This is a genomic window from Cellulosimicrobium cellulans (assembly GCF_042723955.1).
In the GTDB taxonomy this organism is placed as follows: Bacteria; Actinomycetota; Actinomycetes; order Actinomycetales; family Cellulomonadaceae; genus Cellulosimicrobium; species Cellulosimicrobium cellulans_H.
In genome coordinates, this window is record NZ_JBHXIC010000102.1 from 1 (window position 1) to 13,747 (window position 13,747).

At 72.6% G+C, this 13,747-nt stretch carries 12 protein-coding genes; 11 read left to right on the plus strand and 1 reads right to left on the minus strand.

Translation table 11 applies throughout. The features are described from left to right. Positions 1-1,077: 1,077 nt before the first annotated feature. The 7 genes from gatC (at position 1,078) to pucL (ending at position 7,134) form a co-directional block, all read left to right on the plus strand. Positions 1,078-1,374 carry an Asp-tRNA(Asn)/Glu-tRNA(Gln) amidotransferase subunit GatC gene (gene gatC / locus ACFWH7_RS18740; RefSeq protein ID WP_047232578.1) on the plus strand — a complete coding sequence of 99 codons (297 nt, stop codon included), beginning with the start codon at positions 1,078-1,080 and terminating at the stop codon, positions 1,372-1,374. Position 1,375: 1 nt separating this feature from the next. Next, complete coding sequence (gatA, locus tag ACFWH7_RS18745; protein ID WP_378218799.1) at positions 1,376-2,917, plus strand: Asp-tRNA(Asn)/Glu-tRNA(Gln) amidotransferase subunit GatA; 1,542 nt, start codon at positions 1,376-1,378, stop codon at positions 2,915-2,917. Further along, complete coding sequence (gene gatB, locus ACFWH7_RS18750; RefSeq protein WP_378218801.1) at positions 2,914-4,419, plus strand: Asp-tRNA(Asn)/Glu-tRNA(Gln) amidotransferase subunit GatB; 1,506 nt, start codon at positions 2,914-2,916, stop codon at positions 4,417-4,419. The genes gatA and gatB overlap by 4 nt, the downstream gene beginning before the upstream one ends. A 4-nt stretch (positions 4,420-4,423) precedes the next feature. After that, positions 4,424-5,029, plus strand: coding sequence for a GNAT family N-acetyltransferase (locus tag ACFWH7_RS18755; RefSeq protein WP_378218803.1), 606 nt, complete (start codon positions 4,424-4,426; stop codon positions 5,027-5,029). A gap of 299 nt (positions 5,030-5,328) precedes the next feature. Further along, the gene (gene uraD / locus ACFWH7_RS18760) at positions 5,329-5,826 is read left to right on the plus strand and encodes a 2-oxo-4-hydroxy-4-carboxy-5-ureidoimidazoline decarboxylase (RefSeq protein ID WP_378218805.1); all 498 of its coding nucleotides are present in this window, start codon (positions 5,329-5,331) and stop codon (positions 5,824-5,826) included. Further along, the gene (uraH, locus tag ACFWH7_RS18765; protein ID WP_253050656.1) at positions 5,823-6,191 is read left to right on the plus strand and encodes a hydroxyisourate hydrolase; all 369 of its coding nucleotides are present in this window, start codon (positions 5,823-5,825) and stop codon (positions 6,189-6,191) included. The genes uraD and uraH overlap by 4 nt, the downstream gene beginning before the upstream one ends. Position 6,192: 1 nt before the next feature. After that, the gene (gene pucL / locus ACFWH7_RS18770; RefSeq protein WP_378218808.1) at positions 6,193-7,134 is read left to right on the plus strand and encodes a factor-independent urate hydroxylase; all 942 of its coding nucleotides are present in this window, start codon (positions 6,193-6,195) and stop codon (positions 7,132-7,134) included. 91 nt (positions 7,135-7,225) lie between these two features. Here pucL and ACFWH7_RS18775 read toward each other — a convergent pair whose 3' ends face one another. Beyond that, positions 7,226-8,047 carry an IclR family transcriptional regulator gene (locus ACFWH7_RS18775; protein WP_378218810.1) on the minus strand — a complete coding sequence of 274 codons (822 nt, stop codon included), beginning with the start codon at positions 8,045-8,047 and terminating at the stop codon, positions 7,226-7,228. 128 nt (positions 8,048-8,175) lie between these two features. On the opposite strand from ACFWH7_RS18775, the gene ACFWH7_RS18780 reads away from it, so the two are divergent. The 4 genes from ACFWH7_RS18780 (at position 8,176) to ACFWH7_RS18795 (ending at position 13,643) form a co-directional block, all read left to right on the plus strand. Beyond that, positions 8,176-9,672 carry an NAD-dependent malic enzyme gene (locus ACFWH7_RS18780; protein ID WP_378218812.1) on the plus strand — a complete coding sequence of 499 codons (1,497 nt, stop codon included), beginning with the start codon at positions 8,176-8,178 and terminating at the stop codon, positions 9,670-9,672. Between the two features lie 42 nt (positions 9,673-9,714). Continuing rightward, positions 9,715-11,361 carry a malate synthase A gene (gene aceB, locus ACFWH7_RS18785; RefSeq protein WP_378218814.1) on the plus strand — a complete coding sequence of 549 codons (1,647 nt, stop codon included), beginning with the start codon at positions 9,715-9,717 and terminating at the stop codon, positions 11,359-11,361. Continuing rightward, complete coding sequence (locus ACFWH7_RS18790) at positions 11,361-12,719, plus strand: DUF6986 family protein (RefSeq protein WP_378218816.1); 1,359 nt, start codon at positions 11,361-11,363, stop codon at positions 12,717-12,719. Before aceB ends, ACFWH7_RS18790 begins: the two co-directional genes overlap by 1 nt. A gap of 93 nt (positions 12,720-12,812) precedes the next feature. Next, positions 12,813-13,643 carry a bifunctional allantoicase/(S)-ureidoglycine aminohydrolase gene (locus tag ACFWH7_RS18795; RefSeq protein ID WP_021481128.1) on the plus strand — a complete coding sequence of 277 codons (831 nt, stop codon included), beginning with the start codon at positions 12,813-12,815 and terminating at the stop codon, positions 13,641-13,643. Positions 13,644-13,747 lie beyond the last annotated feature (104 nt).

Here is a 13,747-nt window from a genome sequence, read left to right on the forward strand (position 1 = left end):
CTGGAGACGGGGTGGGAGAGTAGGACGCCGCCGGACAACCCTTCACCGAAGGCCCACCCCACACGGGGTGGGCCTTCGGCATTTCTGCATACCCTTTTCAGCCCTCTCGCAGACCTCCTGGTCGGCCGAGACAGAGCCCTGGCCACGCGAGGTAGAACCGGGGTCGCGCGAGGTAGAACCGGGGTCGCGCGAGGTAGAACCCTGGTCATTCCCCACGGCGTGTGGTCGCCCTGGGTGGGCGGGGTGGGTGGTAGTGCCGCGGCTGCCATCCGCCGCTCGTTCCTCGCGGCTCCCGCCAGGCCCGCCACGACGCGGCACAACCAACCCGCCCTACGGTGTCTCGCCCTGGTCGTGGCGCACCCGGGGCGACTGCCCGCGGTGTCGGGCTGTGCCGGCACGGCACCTTCGCGCTGCTGCTCCGCGCCGCGGCAGTTGGGTGATGGGTCGCGTCACTGTCGCCCGCCTGGGCGACCGTCCGCGTCGTCGGCTTCGCGAGAGGAGTTCGCGCTGCCGCATCCGGTCGCCGCTCGTTGCTGCCCACCGCCCTCCGCAGCGCTGCGCCACATGTCGTGAGTTGCCGAGCGTGTCGCCGTCGCGCCCCGCTCTCGTGGTGGTGACGTCTTGCCGAGCAGGTGGTTTCGGTGGGGTGGGGATGCCTGACGAGCCATGGTCGCCTGGTCGTGTGGGACCGCCGGGTCGGCGCCTTCCTCGACGATGGTGGGCGGACGGCTGAGCGGCGGGGGTGGGCTCGGATGCGAAGGGGCGTCAGAGCGGCGCTCCTAGAACCCACGGCCGACAGGCCAGGGTGTGACGGCGCCGCAGCCCCGAGCACCGAGGTCACCCGCGCCGCGGACCCGACCCCGCGGGTCTGAAACGCGACCACGCCCGCCTCGCCGAACCACGGCTCTCTCGTGCGACCACGGTTCACTCGTGCGACCACGGTTCACTCGTGCGACCACGGTTCTCTCTCGTGCGGCCGGGCTCTCTCTTGGGCGGCACAAAGCTCTGTCGCTCTCGCGGGCCGAGCGGGTCGGCGGCGCGGTGGGCACGGCGTCGGTCCCCACTAGAATGGCGACCATGTCCACCATCTCCCGTGACGAGGTCGCGCGCGTCGCCGCGCTGGCCCGCATCGATCTGCGACCCGAGGAGCTGGACCGGCTCTCTGGTGAGCTCGACGTGATCGTCGACGCCATCGCCAAGGTCAGCGAGGTCGCGACGCCCGACGTCCCTGCGACGAGCCACCCGCTCCCGATGACCAACGTCTTCCGGGACGACATCCCCGAGCCGCCGCTGCCGGTCGAGGACGTCCTCGCCGCGGCGCCGTCGGCCGAGGACGGGCGCTTCGCCGTCCCGCAGATCCTCGGGGAGGAGTGAGATGAGCGAGGACCTGACCCGACTGTCCGCCGCCGAGCTGGCGGAGGGGCTGACCGCACGTGACTTCTCGAGCGTCGACGCGACCCAGGCGCACCTGGACCGGATCGCCGCCGTCGACGGTGCCGTGAACGCGTTCCTGCACGTGAACGCCGAGGAGGCACTGGCGACGGCGCGCTCGGTCGACGAGCGACGCGTCGCGGGCGAGGAGCTGCACCCGCTGGCCGGCGTCCCGATCGCCGTCAAGGACGTCGTCGTGACCCAGGGCATGCCGACGACCGCCGGCTCCAAGATCCTCGACGGCTGGATCCCGCCCTACGACGCCACGCTCGTCGAGAAGATCCGCGCTGCGGGGCTGCCGATCCTCGGCAAGACGAACATGGACGAGTTCGCCATGGGCTCGTCGACCGAGCACTCGGCGTTCGGCAACACGCGCAACCCGTGGGACCTCGACCGCATCCCGGGTGGGTCGGGCGGCGGTTCGGCGGCCGCGGTGGCCGCGTTCGAGGCGCCGCTCGCGATCGGCACGGACACGGGCGGCTCGATCCGCCAGCCCGGTGCCGTCACCGGGACCGTCGGCGTGAAGCCGACCTACGGCGGGGTCTCGCGCTACGGCCTCATCGCGATGGCGTCCTCCCTCGACCAGGCGGGCCCCGTGACCCGTACCGTGCTCGACTCCGCGCTGCTGCACGAGCTCATCGGGGGCTACGACCCGCGCGACTCGACGTCGATCCCCGGCCGCGTGCCGGCGCTCGTCGACGCGGCGGTCCAGGGAGCCACGGGCGACATGTCGGGCGTGCGCGTCGGCGTGGTCAAGGAGCTCACCGGAGAGGGCTACCAGGAGGGTGTGAGCGCGCGGTTCGCGCAGTCGCTCGACCTGCTGCGCGGGCTCGGCGCGGAGATCGTCGAGGTCTCCTGCCCGCACTTCGAGTACGCGCTCGGCGCGTACTACCTCATCATGCCGTCGGAGGCGTCGAGCAACCTCGCGAAGTTCGACGGTATGCGCTTCGGTCTGCGCGTCGAGCCCGAGGAGGGCCCCGTGACCGCGGAGCGTGTCATGGCTGCGACGCGCGGTGCCGGCTTCGGCGACGAGGTGAAGCGCCGCATCATCCTGGGCACGTACGCCCTGTCGGCGGGCTACTACGACGCCTACTACGGGAGCGCGCAGAAGGTCCGCACGCTCATCCAGCGCGACTTCGCCGCGGCCTTCGAGCACGCGGACGTCCTGGTCTCCCCGACGGCGCCGACCACGGCGTTCCGGTTCGGCGAGAAGCTCGACGACCCACTGGCGATGTACCTCAACGACGTCGCGACGATCCCCGCGAACCTCGCCGGCGTCCCGGGCATGTCGGTCCCGGCGGGCCTGTCGGACGACGGCCTGCCCGTCGGGTTCCAGGTCCTCGCGCCGGCCAAGGCCGACGACCGCATGTACCGGGTGGGCGCCGCGCTCGAGTCCGCGCTGCTCAGCGCGTGGGGCGGGCCGCTCCTCGACCGCGCGCCGGCGCTGCCCACGGCCACCATCGAGAAGGAAGGCCAGGTCGGATGACCGCCACGACCGTCGACCTCGTCGACTACGCCGACGCCACGCGCCGCTACGACCCCGTCATCGGGATCGAGGTGCACGTCGAGCTCGGCACGCTGACCAAGATGTTCTGCCCGGCCGAGGTGAGCTTCGGGGCGGAGCCGAACACCCAGGTGACCCCGGTGTCGCTCGGGCTCCCGGGCGCGCTGCCGGTCGTCAACGGCAAGGCCGTCGAGTACGCGATCCGCATCGGCCTCGCGCTCAACTGCCAGATCGCCGAGACCTGCCGGTTCGCGCGCAAGAACTACTTCTACCCGGACGTCCCGAAGAACTTCCAGACGTCGCAGTACGACGAGCCCATCGCGTACGACGGGTGGATCGACGTCGAGCTCGAGGACGGGACCGTGTTCCGCGTCGAGATCGAGCGCGCGCACATGGAGGAGGACGCCGGAAAGAACACCCACGTGGGTGGCGCGACCGGTCGCATCCACGGCGCGGAGTACTCGCTCGTCGACTACAACCGGGCCGGCATCCCGCTGGTGGAGATCGTCACGCGGCCCATCACCGGCGCGGGCGACCGCGCCCCCGAGGTCGCGCGCGCCTACGTCCAGACGCTGCGTGACATCTTCCGTGCGCTCGACGTGTCGGAGGCCCGCATGGAGCGCGGCAACGTCCGCGCCGACGTGAACCTCTCCCTGCGTCCGACGCCCGAGTCGCCGCTCGGCACCCGGACGGAGACGAAGAACGTCAACTCCTTCCGCTCCGTCGAGCGGGCCGTCCGGTACGAGGTCTCGCGCCAGGCCGCCGTGCTCGACGCGGGCGGCACCGTGATCCAGGAGACGCGGCACTGGCACGAGGACACCGGCGTCACGACATCGGGGCGCGTGAAGTCCGACGCCGAGGACTACCGGTACTTCCCGGAGCCGGACCTGGTGCCGATCGCGCCGCCGCGCGAGTGGATCGAGGAGATCCGTGCCGGGCTCCCGGAGCTCCCGGTCGCACGCCGCCGTCGGCTCCAGGGCGAGTGGGGCTACGCGGACGCGGAGATGCGCGACGTCGTCAACGCGGGCGCGATCGACCTCATCGAGACGACCGTCGCGGCCGGGACGAGCCCGGCCGGCGCGCGCAAGTGGTGGATGGGCGAGCTCGCGCGTCGCGCCAAGCAGGACGAGGTCACTCTCGAGGAGCTGCCGGTGACGCCCGCCCAGATCGCGGCGCTCCAGGGGCTCGTCGACGCGGGCAGGATCAACGACAAGCTCGCGCGCCAGGTCCTCGACGGCGTGCTCGCTGGCGAGGGCGACCCGGAGTCCGTCGTCACCGCCCGTGGGCTCGAGGTCGTGTCGGACGACGGCGCGCTGCTCGCCGCGATCGACGAGGCGCTGGCCGCGCAGCCGGACGTCGTCGAGAAGGTCCGGGGCGGAAACCTCGGCCCGGTCGGCGCGATCATCGGGGCCGTCATGAAGGCGACGCGCGGCCAGGCGGACGCCGGTCGCGTGCGCGAGCTCATCCTCGAGCGGATCGGCTGACGCCGTGACGCGCGGACCGGTCCTGCTCGGGGAGATGGTGCGCCTGCGGCCGATCGAGGCGCGGGACGCCGACCGCATGTGGGAGTCGCTGCAGGACCCGGAGTCGAACCGGCTCACGGGCACGACGGCGACCTTCACACGCGACCAGATCGACGAGTGGTCGGCGACGATCAGCGACCGCGAGGGGCGGTACGACTGGGCCATCACCGCGGGCGCGGTGCGCGACGGTCAGCTGGTGAGCGACGAGCTGATCGGCGAGATCGTGCTCAACGACCTCGACGAGGACGCGCGCTCGGCGAACCTGCGCCTCGCGCTGCTCCCGAACTACCGGGGCCGCGGCTACGGTCGTGAGGCGATCTTCGAGGTCCTGCGGTTCGCGTTCGAGGGCGCGACCGACGTCGAGGGGGTCCGGCACGCGGGGCCGCACCTGCACCGCGTGAGCCTCGACGTGCTGAGCATCAACCCGCGGGCACGGATGCTCTACGAGTCGCTGGGCTTCCGCGAGGAGGGCCGGCTGCGCGACGTCTACCGCGACGGCGACGGGTGGGCGGACGCGACCGTCATGAGCATCCTCGAGGACGAGTTCAGGGCGGGCCTCGGCGCGCCCTGAGCCTCGATGGACGCGAACGCGCAGAGGACGACACCGAAGGGCCCGGCAGCACCGCTGCCGGGCCCTTCGTCGTTCCCGGGGACGCGCGGTCCTCCTGGGGCGCACTGCGGGGGCGGGCGGTCCCGTGGTGCGCGGCCTCGGGACGTGCGCTGGGGCCCGCCGCGGGGGACCGTGGTTGACATGAGCGGCGGCCGCGACGTACATTCATAAGACGGAAACAAACTTCCGAGATGTGGAATCAATGGCCAGGCCATGTCGGACCCCGCCGACCGGCCGGACGTCGAGAGGGACACGCAGCGATGACGCTGGACGAGTTCAACCGGTTGTCGCCTGAGGAGGCGCGCGAGGCGCTGCTCGCGTGCGCGCACGTCGGGCGGTGGGCCGACGCGGTCGCCGCCGGACGTCCGTACGCGAGCGTCGAGGACGCGGCCGACGCCGCCCTCGCCGCGGCCGACCCCTGGACGGACGCCGAGGTCGACGCGGCACTGTCCCGCCACCCGCGGATCGGGGAGCGCGCGCAGGGGGACGCCGCGGACGCGAGCATGTCGCGGTCCGAGCAGTCGGGCGTCGACACCTCCGACGGCGACGTCCAGCGCCGGCTGGTCGAGGGCAACCGCGCGTACGAGGAGCGGTTCGGGCACGTGTTCCTCATCCGGGCCGCCGGTCGCAGCGCCGAGGAGATCCTCGAGCAGCTCACCGAGCGGCTCGGCAACGACGCCGACACCGAGCGGGCGAACGCCGCCCGCAACCTGCGCGAGATCGCCGCGCTGCGGCTGAAGGGGATGCTGATCTCATGAGCACCCACGCCAGCCACATCACCACGCACGTACTCGACGCGGCCAGCGGTAGGCCCGCCGAGGGGATCGCCGTCCGCCTGGAGGCGGCTCCGGAGATCGCGGACAGGACGACGGGGCAGGGCTGGTCCCTGGTGGCGTCCTCCCGCACGAACGACGACGGTCGCGTGCCCCAGCTCGGGCCCGAGACCCTCGTCCCCGGTACGTACCGGCTCGTGTTCGACACGGGCGAGTACTTCGACCGGCGAGACACCGTGTCCTTCTACCCGGAGGTCGTCATCGTCTTCCGGGTGGCGAGCGCTGAGCAGCACTACCACGTCCCCGTCCTGCTCAGCCCGTTCGCCTACTCGACCTATCGAGGGAGCTGACATGAGCACCACCACGACGACCGCCGAGCAGCCGGCGGCCACGCAGAGCAGCGGGGCCATCGTCCTGGGCGACAACCAGTGGGGCAAGGCGGAGGTGCGCCTCGTGCGCGTCGACCGCGCCACGCCTCGCCACGAGATCACGGACCTCGACGTCTCCTCGCAGCTGCGGGGCGGGCAGGAGGCCACGCACCTGGAGGGCGACAACTCCAAGTGCGTCGCCACCGACACCCAGAAGAACACGATCTACGCGTTCGCCCGCGACGGCGTCGGCGCGATCGAGGACTTCGCGATCCGCCTCGGTCAGCACTTCGTCGAGGACTTCGAGTGGATCGAGGGCGGCCGCTGGGAGATCGAGCAGTACACCTGGAACCGCATCGAGACGGCGGACGGTGAGCACGACCACGCGTTCGTCCGGAACAACCAGGAGACGCGCACGACGGTCGTCCAGCGCGACGGCGACGAGGTCTTCGTCGTCTCAGGCCTCACGGACCTCGTCGTGCTCAAGTCGACGGGCTCGGAGTTCCACGGGTTCCCGCGCGACCGCTACACGACGCTCGTGGAGACGAACGACCGCATCCTCGCGACGTCCGTCACCTCGCGGTGGCGCTACACGACGACGGACGTCGACTTCGACGCCGTGTACGCGAAGGTCCGCGCGATCCAGCTCGAGGCGTTCGCGACGACCCACTCGCTCGCGCTGCAGCAGACGCTGTTCGCGATGGGCAAGGCCGTCCTCGAGGCGGTCCCCCAGATCGCCGAGATCAAGTTCTCGATGCCGAACAAGCACCACTTCCTCGTGGACCTCGCGCCGTTCGGCCTCGACAACCCGAACGAGGTCTTCTACGCGGCCGACCGCCCGTACGGCCTCATCGAGGCCACGGTCCAGCGCGAGGGCGAGCCGGCCGAGCCGCGCGCCTGGGCGACCGTCACCGGGTTCTGCTGAGCCGACCGTGACGGACGGACGCGCACTGCCCGACCGCGGAGCACCCGCGGTCCGGCAGGGCGCGCCCGCGACGTCGCACCCCGGCACCGCCTCAGGGCGCCGCCGTGATGAGCTCGCGCGTGAGCTCGCTCGCGACGCGGTGCAGCACCGGCACGGCACGCTCCCCGAACTCGTACGTCACACGGGCCGCGGGGCCCGAGACGGACAGGGCGGTGGGGGTCGGGGCGTCGGGCACCGCGACGGCGAAGCAGCGCACGCCGAGCTCCTGCTCGCCGTCGTCGATCGCGTACCCGCGCTCGCGCGTCGCCGCGAGCTCCGTGAGGAGCGCGTCGACGTCGGTGATCGACTGGTCGGTCGCGGGCGGCATGCCGACCCGGCCCATGATCTCGCGCACCGTCTGGTCGGGGAGCTGCGCGAGCACGGCCTTGCCGACGCCCGTGCAGTGCGTGTACACGCGCCGGCCGACCTCGGTGAACATCCGCATCGAGTGGCTCGACGAGGCCTGGGCGACGTAGACGGCCATGTCGCGGTCGATCATCGCGAGGTTCGCCGACTCCCCGAGGTCGTGCGCGAGGCGCTCGAGGTAGGGGCGGGCGCCGGCGCCGAGCTGGCGCCCCGCCGACTCGCCGAGGCGGATGAGCCGAGGGCCGAGCGTGTAGCGCCGCGACGGCGTCTGGCGCACGTAGCCCTGGGCGAGCAGCGTCCGCAGCAGCCGGTGGATCGTCGGCAGGGGCAGCCCGGCGTGCTGCGCGAGCTCGCTGAGCCCGGACTCGCCCCCGAAGTCGGCGAGCAGCTCGAGCAGCTCGATCGCCCGGTCCACGGACTGCACGCCCCCGGCGGGCTTCGCCGGCCGCGTGCCCGGCTGGGTCTCCGTCGGCTCCGTCGGCTCCGTCGCCGTCGAGAACTCGGCCATCTCACGATCTCCTGTCCACCTGGTGCCGCCCGACGGGTGCGCGCCTCGCCTGAGCAGCGCGGGACGGTCCCGCGCTCCCTTCCGCATCACGGAAGACACGCCTCAGCATACGAGAAGAAGGAACGAACATGACGTCCGAGACGAAGGCCCCGGAGACGCAGGCCCCGACGGCGAAGGCCGCCGCGACCAGCCCGAGCTACTCCATCACGCTGCGTGTCGAGGCCCCGAGCGGGCACCGTACCGCGAGCGATCTCGTCGCCGCGGTGAGCGCGACCGGCGCCGCGATCACGGGCGTCGACGTCTCGGAGTCAGGCGCGGACCGCCTCGTCGTCGACGTCACGGCGGACACCGTCGACGCCGCGCACGTGGAGCACATCCGCGACGCGCTGAGCGCGCTCGACGGCATCACCGTGCGGCACGTGAGCGACGCGACGTTCCTCATGCACCTCGGCGGCAAGCTCGAGGTCAACCCCAAGGTGCCGCTGCGCCACCGCGCCGACCTCGCCCGCGCCTACACGCCCGGTGTGGCGCGCGTGTGCCTCGCCATCGCCGAGCGCCCCGAGGACGCGCGCCGCCTGACGGTCAAGCGCAACACGGTCGCGGTCGTGACCGACGGCACCGCCGTCCTCGGCCTGGGCGACATCGGCCCGGCCGCCGCGCTCCCCGTCATGGAGGGCAAGGCCGCGCTGTTCAAGCAGTTCGCGGGTGTCGACGCCTGGCCGGTGTGCCTCGACACGACCGACACCGAGGAGATCATCCGCACGGTCAAGGCGATCGCCCCCGTGTACGGCGGGATCAACCTCGAGGACATCTCGGCGCCGCGCTGCTTCGAGATCGAGCGCCGGCTGCGCGAGGAGCTCGACATCCCCGTGTTCCACGACGACCAGCACGGCACGGCGATCGTCGTGCTCGCGGCGCTGACGAACGCGCTGCGCGTCGTCGGCAAGACGATCGAGGACGTGCGCATCGTCGTCTCCGGCGTGGGCGCGGCGGGCAACGCGATCATCTCCCTGCTCCAGGGCCAGGGTGCTCGCCGCATCGTCGCGTTCGACCGCCACGGCGCGATCCACCCGGGCGCGAACCTCACGGACGATCACCGCCGTCGCCTCGCCGAGACGACCAACGCCGACGGCTTCACCGGCACGCTCCGCGAGGGCCTCGCCGGTGCCGACGTCTTCATCGGTGTCTCCGGTCCCAACATCCTCACGGGCGCCGACGTCGCGACGATGGCCGACGACGCGATCGTCTTTGCGCTCGCGAACCCGACGCCCGAGGTCGACCCCATCGCCGCGGCGCAGCACGCGACCGTCGTCGCGACGGGCCGCAGCGACTACCCGAACCAGATCAACAACGTGCTCGCCTTCCCGGGGCTGTTCCGCGGCCTGCTGGACGTCGGTGCGAGCGAGATCACCGACGAGATGCTGCGCGCCGCGGCCGTCGCGATCGCGGACGCCGTCGCGCCCGAGGAGCTCAGCGCGAGCTACATCGTGCCGAGCGTGTTCGAGCCCGCGGTCTCCAAGGCCGTCGCGCGCGCCGTCGCCGAGGTCGCGGAGCGGGGCCGTGCGGAGCAGGCTCAGGGGAGCACCACGTCGGGCCACCACGTCGGGTCGGCGCCCCGGTCCTGACGCACCGTCGTCAGCCCGGCCGCCCCGCAGAAAGGACACACCATGACCACCACCACGGCCGTCGCCGTCCACGGACCCGCCGTCGAGCGGTCCGACGAGATCCTCACCCCGGACGCGCTCGACTTCGTCGCCGCGCTCCAGCGCCGGTTCGGCGCGCGCCGCGACGAGCTGCTCGCCGCTCGCGCCGCACGGCGCGAGGAGGTCTCCCGCACCGGTCGCCTCGACTTCCTGCCCGAGACCGCCGACGTGCGCGCGGGGGACTGGACGGTCGCCGGCGCGCCCGCCGACCTCCAGGACCGCCGCGTCGAGATCACCGGCCCGCCGACGCCCAAGATGGCGATCAACGCGCTCAACTCGGGCGCGAAGGTCTGGCTCGCGGACCTCGAGGACGCGTCGACGCCGCACTGGGCCAACGTCGTCGGGGGCCAGGTCGCCCTGCACGACGCGACGCGCCGCACGCTCGCGTTCACCTCGCCGGAGGGCAAGCAGTACGCGCTGCGCCCCGAGGCCGACGGCGACCCGCTCGCCGTCATGGTCGTGCGACCGCGCGGGTGGCACTTCGACGAGGTGCACCTGACGGTGGACGGGAAGCCTGCCGTGGGTGCGCTCGTCGACTTCGGCCTGCACTTCTTCCACAACGCCGCGGAGCTCCTCGCGCGCGGCTCCGGGCCGTACTACTACCTGCCCAAGATGGAGTCGCACCTCGAGGCGCGCCTGTGGGACGAGGTCTTCACGTTCGCGCAGGAGGCGCTCGGGATCCCGCACGGGACGATCCGCGCCACGGTCCTCATCGAGACCATCCCGGCCGCGTTCGAGATGGACGAGATCCTCTACGAGCTCCGCGACCACGCGTCGGGGCTCAACGCGGGCCGCTGGGACTACCTGTTCTCCGTCATCAAGTACTTCCGCGACTCGGGCCCGTCGTTCACGCTGCCCGACCGTGGCGCCATCACCATGACGGCGCCCTTCATGCGCGCGTACACCGAGCTGCTCGTGCAGACGTGCCACCAGCGCGGGGCGTTCGCGATGGGCGGCATGGCCGCGGTCATCCCGAACCGCCGCGAGCCCGAGGTCACGGCCCAGGCGTTCGACAAGGTGCGCGCCGACAAGCAGCGCGAGGCCGGCGACGGGTTCGACGGCTCGTGGGTCGCGCACCCGGACCTCGTTCCCGTGTGCCGCGAGGTGTTCGACGGCGTGCTCGGCGACCGGCCCAACCAGCTCGACCGGCAGCGCCCCGACGTCCGCGTCACGGCCGACCAGCTCCTCGACGTGTCGTCGGCGCAGGGCGACGTCACCGAGGCCGGGCTGCGCAACAACCTCTACGTGTCCGTCGCGTACGTCGCGGCGTGGCTCGCGGGCAACGGCGCGGTCGCGATCCACAACCTCATGGAGGACGCCGCGACCGCGGAGATCTCGCGGTCGCAGGTGTGGCAGTGGGTGCGCTCGGGCGCGTCGTTCACCGCGGGCGACGGCGCCGGCACGACGATCACCGCCGACCTGGTCCGCACGCTCCTGCGCGAGGAGACCGCGCGGCTGCGTGACGACGTCGGGCACGAGGCGTACGACGCCGGCCCGTACGACCGGGCCGCCGCGCTCGTGGAGGACATCGCGCTCAACGAGCACTACGTCGACTTCCTCACGCTCCCGGCGTACGAGGACGTCGTCGCGCACGAGCAGGACGCCTCCTGATGCCGGCGGGGTTCCCGGAGGGATCGGGCTCGGCATCGGGGCGGGCTTTCAGCGAGCAGGGGGTCGCCGCGCTGCACGCGACGCTCGACGGTCTGCTCGCGCCGTGGGACGCGGAGCTCGAGTCGCGGTACCCGGGCGACGACGGCTCGCGCCAGCCCGTGCACACCGTCTACGTGCCGGGCGACCGGTACACCGCGGGCCTCGTCCCCGAGTGGGCGGCGCGGGCGCGCGAGGCGGTCGACGCCTCGGGCGGCGTCCGCCGGCTGATCGACCTGCTGGGTATCGGCGCGGGGGAGGGCGGCGACCTTGCGGACGCCGTGGCCGAGCGCGTGCGTGCCAAGCTCGCCTTCGAGGCGATCGAGGACCTGCGGATCGACTTCGAGGACGGGTTCGGCGACCGTGGCGACGCGGCCGAGGACGCCGCGGTCGCGGCGGCCGCGCGCGAGCTCGCTCGTGCCGAGGCGCAGGGCACGGCGACGCCGTTCAGCGGGATCCGCATCAAGTGCCTCGAGGCCGCGACGCGCCGGCGCGGGGTACGCACCCTCGCGCTGTTCGTCGCGGAGCTCGTCGCGGCCCACGTCGCCCAGGGCCAGACGGGCCTGCCCGACGGCTTCGTCGTCACGCTCGCCAAGGTCACGGCGCCGCAGCAGGTCGAGGCGATGGCGGTCGCGTGCGAGCGCGTCGAGCAGGCGAACGGCCTGGGGCCGGGCAGCCTGCGGTTCGAGGTGCAGGTCGAGACGCCGCAGGCGCTGCTCGCGGCGGACGGCACGGCGACCGTGGCGCGGCTCGTGCACGCCGCACCCGGGCGCGTCACCGCGCTGCACTACGGCACGTACGACTACTCGGCGTCGCTCGGCATCGCGGCGGCGTACCAGTCGATGGAGCACCCCGCGGCCGACCACGCGAAGTCGGTCATGCAGCTCGCGGTCGCGGGCACGGGAGTGCGCCTCTCGGACGGCTCGACGAACGTGCTCCCGGTCGGTGACCCGCAGGCCGTCGACGCGGCGTGGCGCCTGCACGGGCGGCTCGTGCGCCGGTCGCTCGAGCGCGGCTACTACCAGGGCTGGGACCTGCACCCGACGCAGCTCCCGAGCCGGTTCGCCGCGACCTACGCGTTCTACCGCGAGGGCGCGGCCTCGGCGCTCGCGCGCCTCGCCGCGTACGTCGGGTTCGTGCCCGACGCCGGCGGCGTGCTCGACGAGCCCGCCACGGCCAAGGCGATGGCCTGGTTCCTCGGGCGCGGCGTCGACTGCGGCGCGCTCACCGAGGCCGAGGTCCGCGCCGCGACCGGTCTCGACCGCGCCGGGCTCGACGCCGTCCGCGTCTCGGGGCACGCCCCGCAGCCCGTCGCGGGCTGACCTCGCCCACCGCACCTTCCGTCCGCCCCGCCCTGTCCAGCCCGCCGCGACCGACCGTCGTCGGCCCGGGCCATCATCTCGAGGAGTGACCCCATGACCCAGACCACCCCCTACTACACCCCGCAGGGTGGCCTGCCCGGCCAGACCGAGCTGCTCACCGACCGCGCGATCGTCACCGAGGCCTACACGGTGATCCCGCGCGGCGTGCTGCGCGACATCGTCACGAGCAACCTGCCGGGCTGGGACAAGACCCGGCTGTGGGTGCTCGCCCGGCCGATCGAGGGGTTCGCGACGACGTTCGCGCAGTACGTCATGGAGGTCTCGCCCGGCGGCGGGTCGGACCAGGGCGAGGACGAGGAGACGGTGCAGTCCGTCGTCTTCGTCACCGAGGGCACGCTCGTGCTCACGCTCGCCGGGGTCGAGCATGTGCTCGAGCCCGGCGGGTACGCCTACCTGGCGGCGGGGGAGCGGTGGGCGCTGCACAACCGATCGGACGCCAAGGCCGCGTTCCAGTGGATCCGCAAGGTCTACGAGCCGATCCCGGGCCACACCGCGACGTCGTTCGTCACGCGCGAGCAGGACGTCGAGCCGCGCGCGATGCCGGACACCGACGGCGTCTGGGTGACGACGCGCTTCGTCGACCCCGACGACCTCGCGCACGACATGCACGTCAACATCGTGACGTTCCAGCCGGGCGGGTCGATCCCGTTCGCGGAGACGCACATCATGGAGCACGGCCTCTACGTGCTCGAGGGCAAGGCGGTCTACCGCCTTAACGGCGACTGGGTCGAGGTCCAGGAGGGCGACTTCATGTGGCTCCGCGCGTTCTGCCCGCAGGCCTGCTACGCGGGCGGCCCCAAGCCGTTCCGCTACCTGCTCTACAAGGACGTGAACCGGCAGGTCAAGCTCGACCGCCGGCGCTGAAGCGACACCCGGTTGTGGGCATGGAAAGGGCCCGGTTCCGCACGGTGAACCGCTGTCTCTTTTCAACAACTACCAGCCCACGCGCAGTGGCGGCAGCGGGTGTG

Excerpts from the sequence above, each read along its gene's own strand:
- gatC (WP_047232578.1), top strand. The coding sequence starts at position 1,078 with ATGTCCACCATCTCCCGTGACGAGGTCGCGCGCGTCGCCGCGCTGGCC.
- gatA (WP_378218799.1), top strand. The coding sequence starts at position 1,376 with ATGAGCGAGGACCTGACCCGACTGTCCGCCGCCGAGCTGGCGGAGGGG.
- gatB (WP_378218801.1), top strand. The coding sequence starts at position 2,914 with ATGACCGCCACGACCGTCGACCTCGTCGACTACGCCGACGCCACGCGC.
- uraD (WP_378218805.1), top strand. The coding sequence starts at position 5,329 with ATGACGCTGGACGAGTTCAACCGGTTGTCGCCTGAGGAGGCGCGCGAG.
- uraH (WP_253050656.1), top strand. The coding sequence starts at position 5,823 with ATGAGCACCCACGCCAGCCACATCACCACGCACGTACTCGACGCGGCC.
- pucL (WP_378218808.1), top strand. The coding sequence starts at position 6,193 with ATGAGCACCACCACGACGACCGCCGAGCAGCCGGCGGCCACGCAGAGC.
- ACFWH7_RS18775 (WP_378218810.1), bottom strand. The coding sequence starts at position 8,047 with ATGGCCGAGTTCTCGACGGCGACGGAGCCGACGGAGCCGACGGAGACC.
- ACFWH7_RS18780 (WP_378218812.1), top strand. The coding sequence starts at position 8,176 with ATGACGTCCGAGACGAAGGCCCCGGAGACGCAGGCCCCGACGGCGAAG.
- aceB (WP_378218814.1), top strand. The coding sequence starts at position 9,715 with ATGACCACCACCACGGCCGTCGCCGTCCACGGACCCGCCGTCGAGCGG.
- ACFWH7_RS18790 (WP_378218816.1), top strand. The coding sequence starts at position 11,361 with ATGCCGGCGGGGTTCCCGGAGGGATCGGGCTCGGCATCGGGGCGGGCT.
- ACFWH7_RS18795 (WP_021481128.1), top strand. The coding sequence starts at position 12,813 with ATGACCCAGACCACCCCCTACTACACCCCGCAGGGTGGCCTGCCCGGC.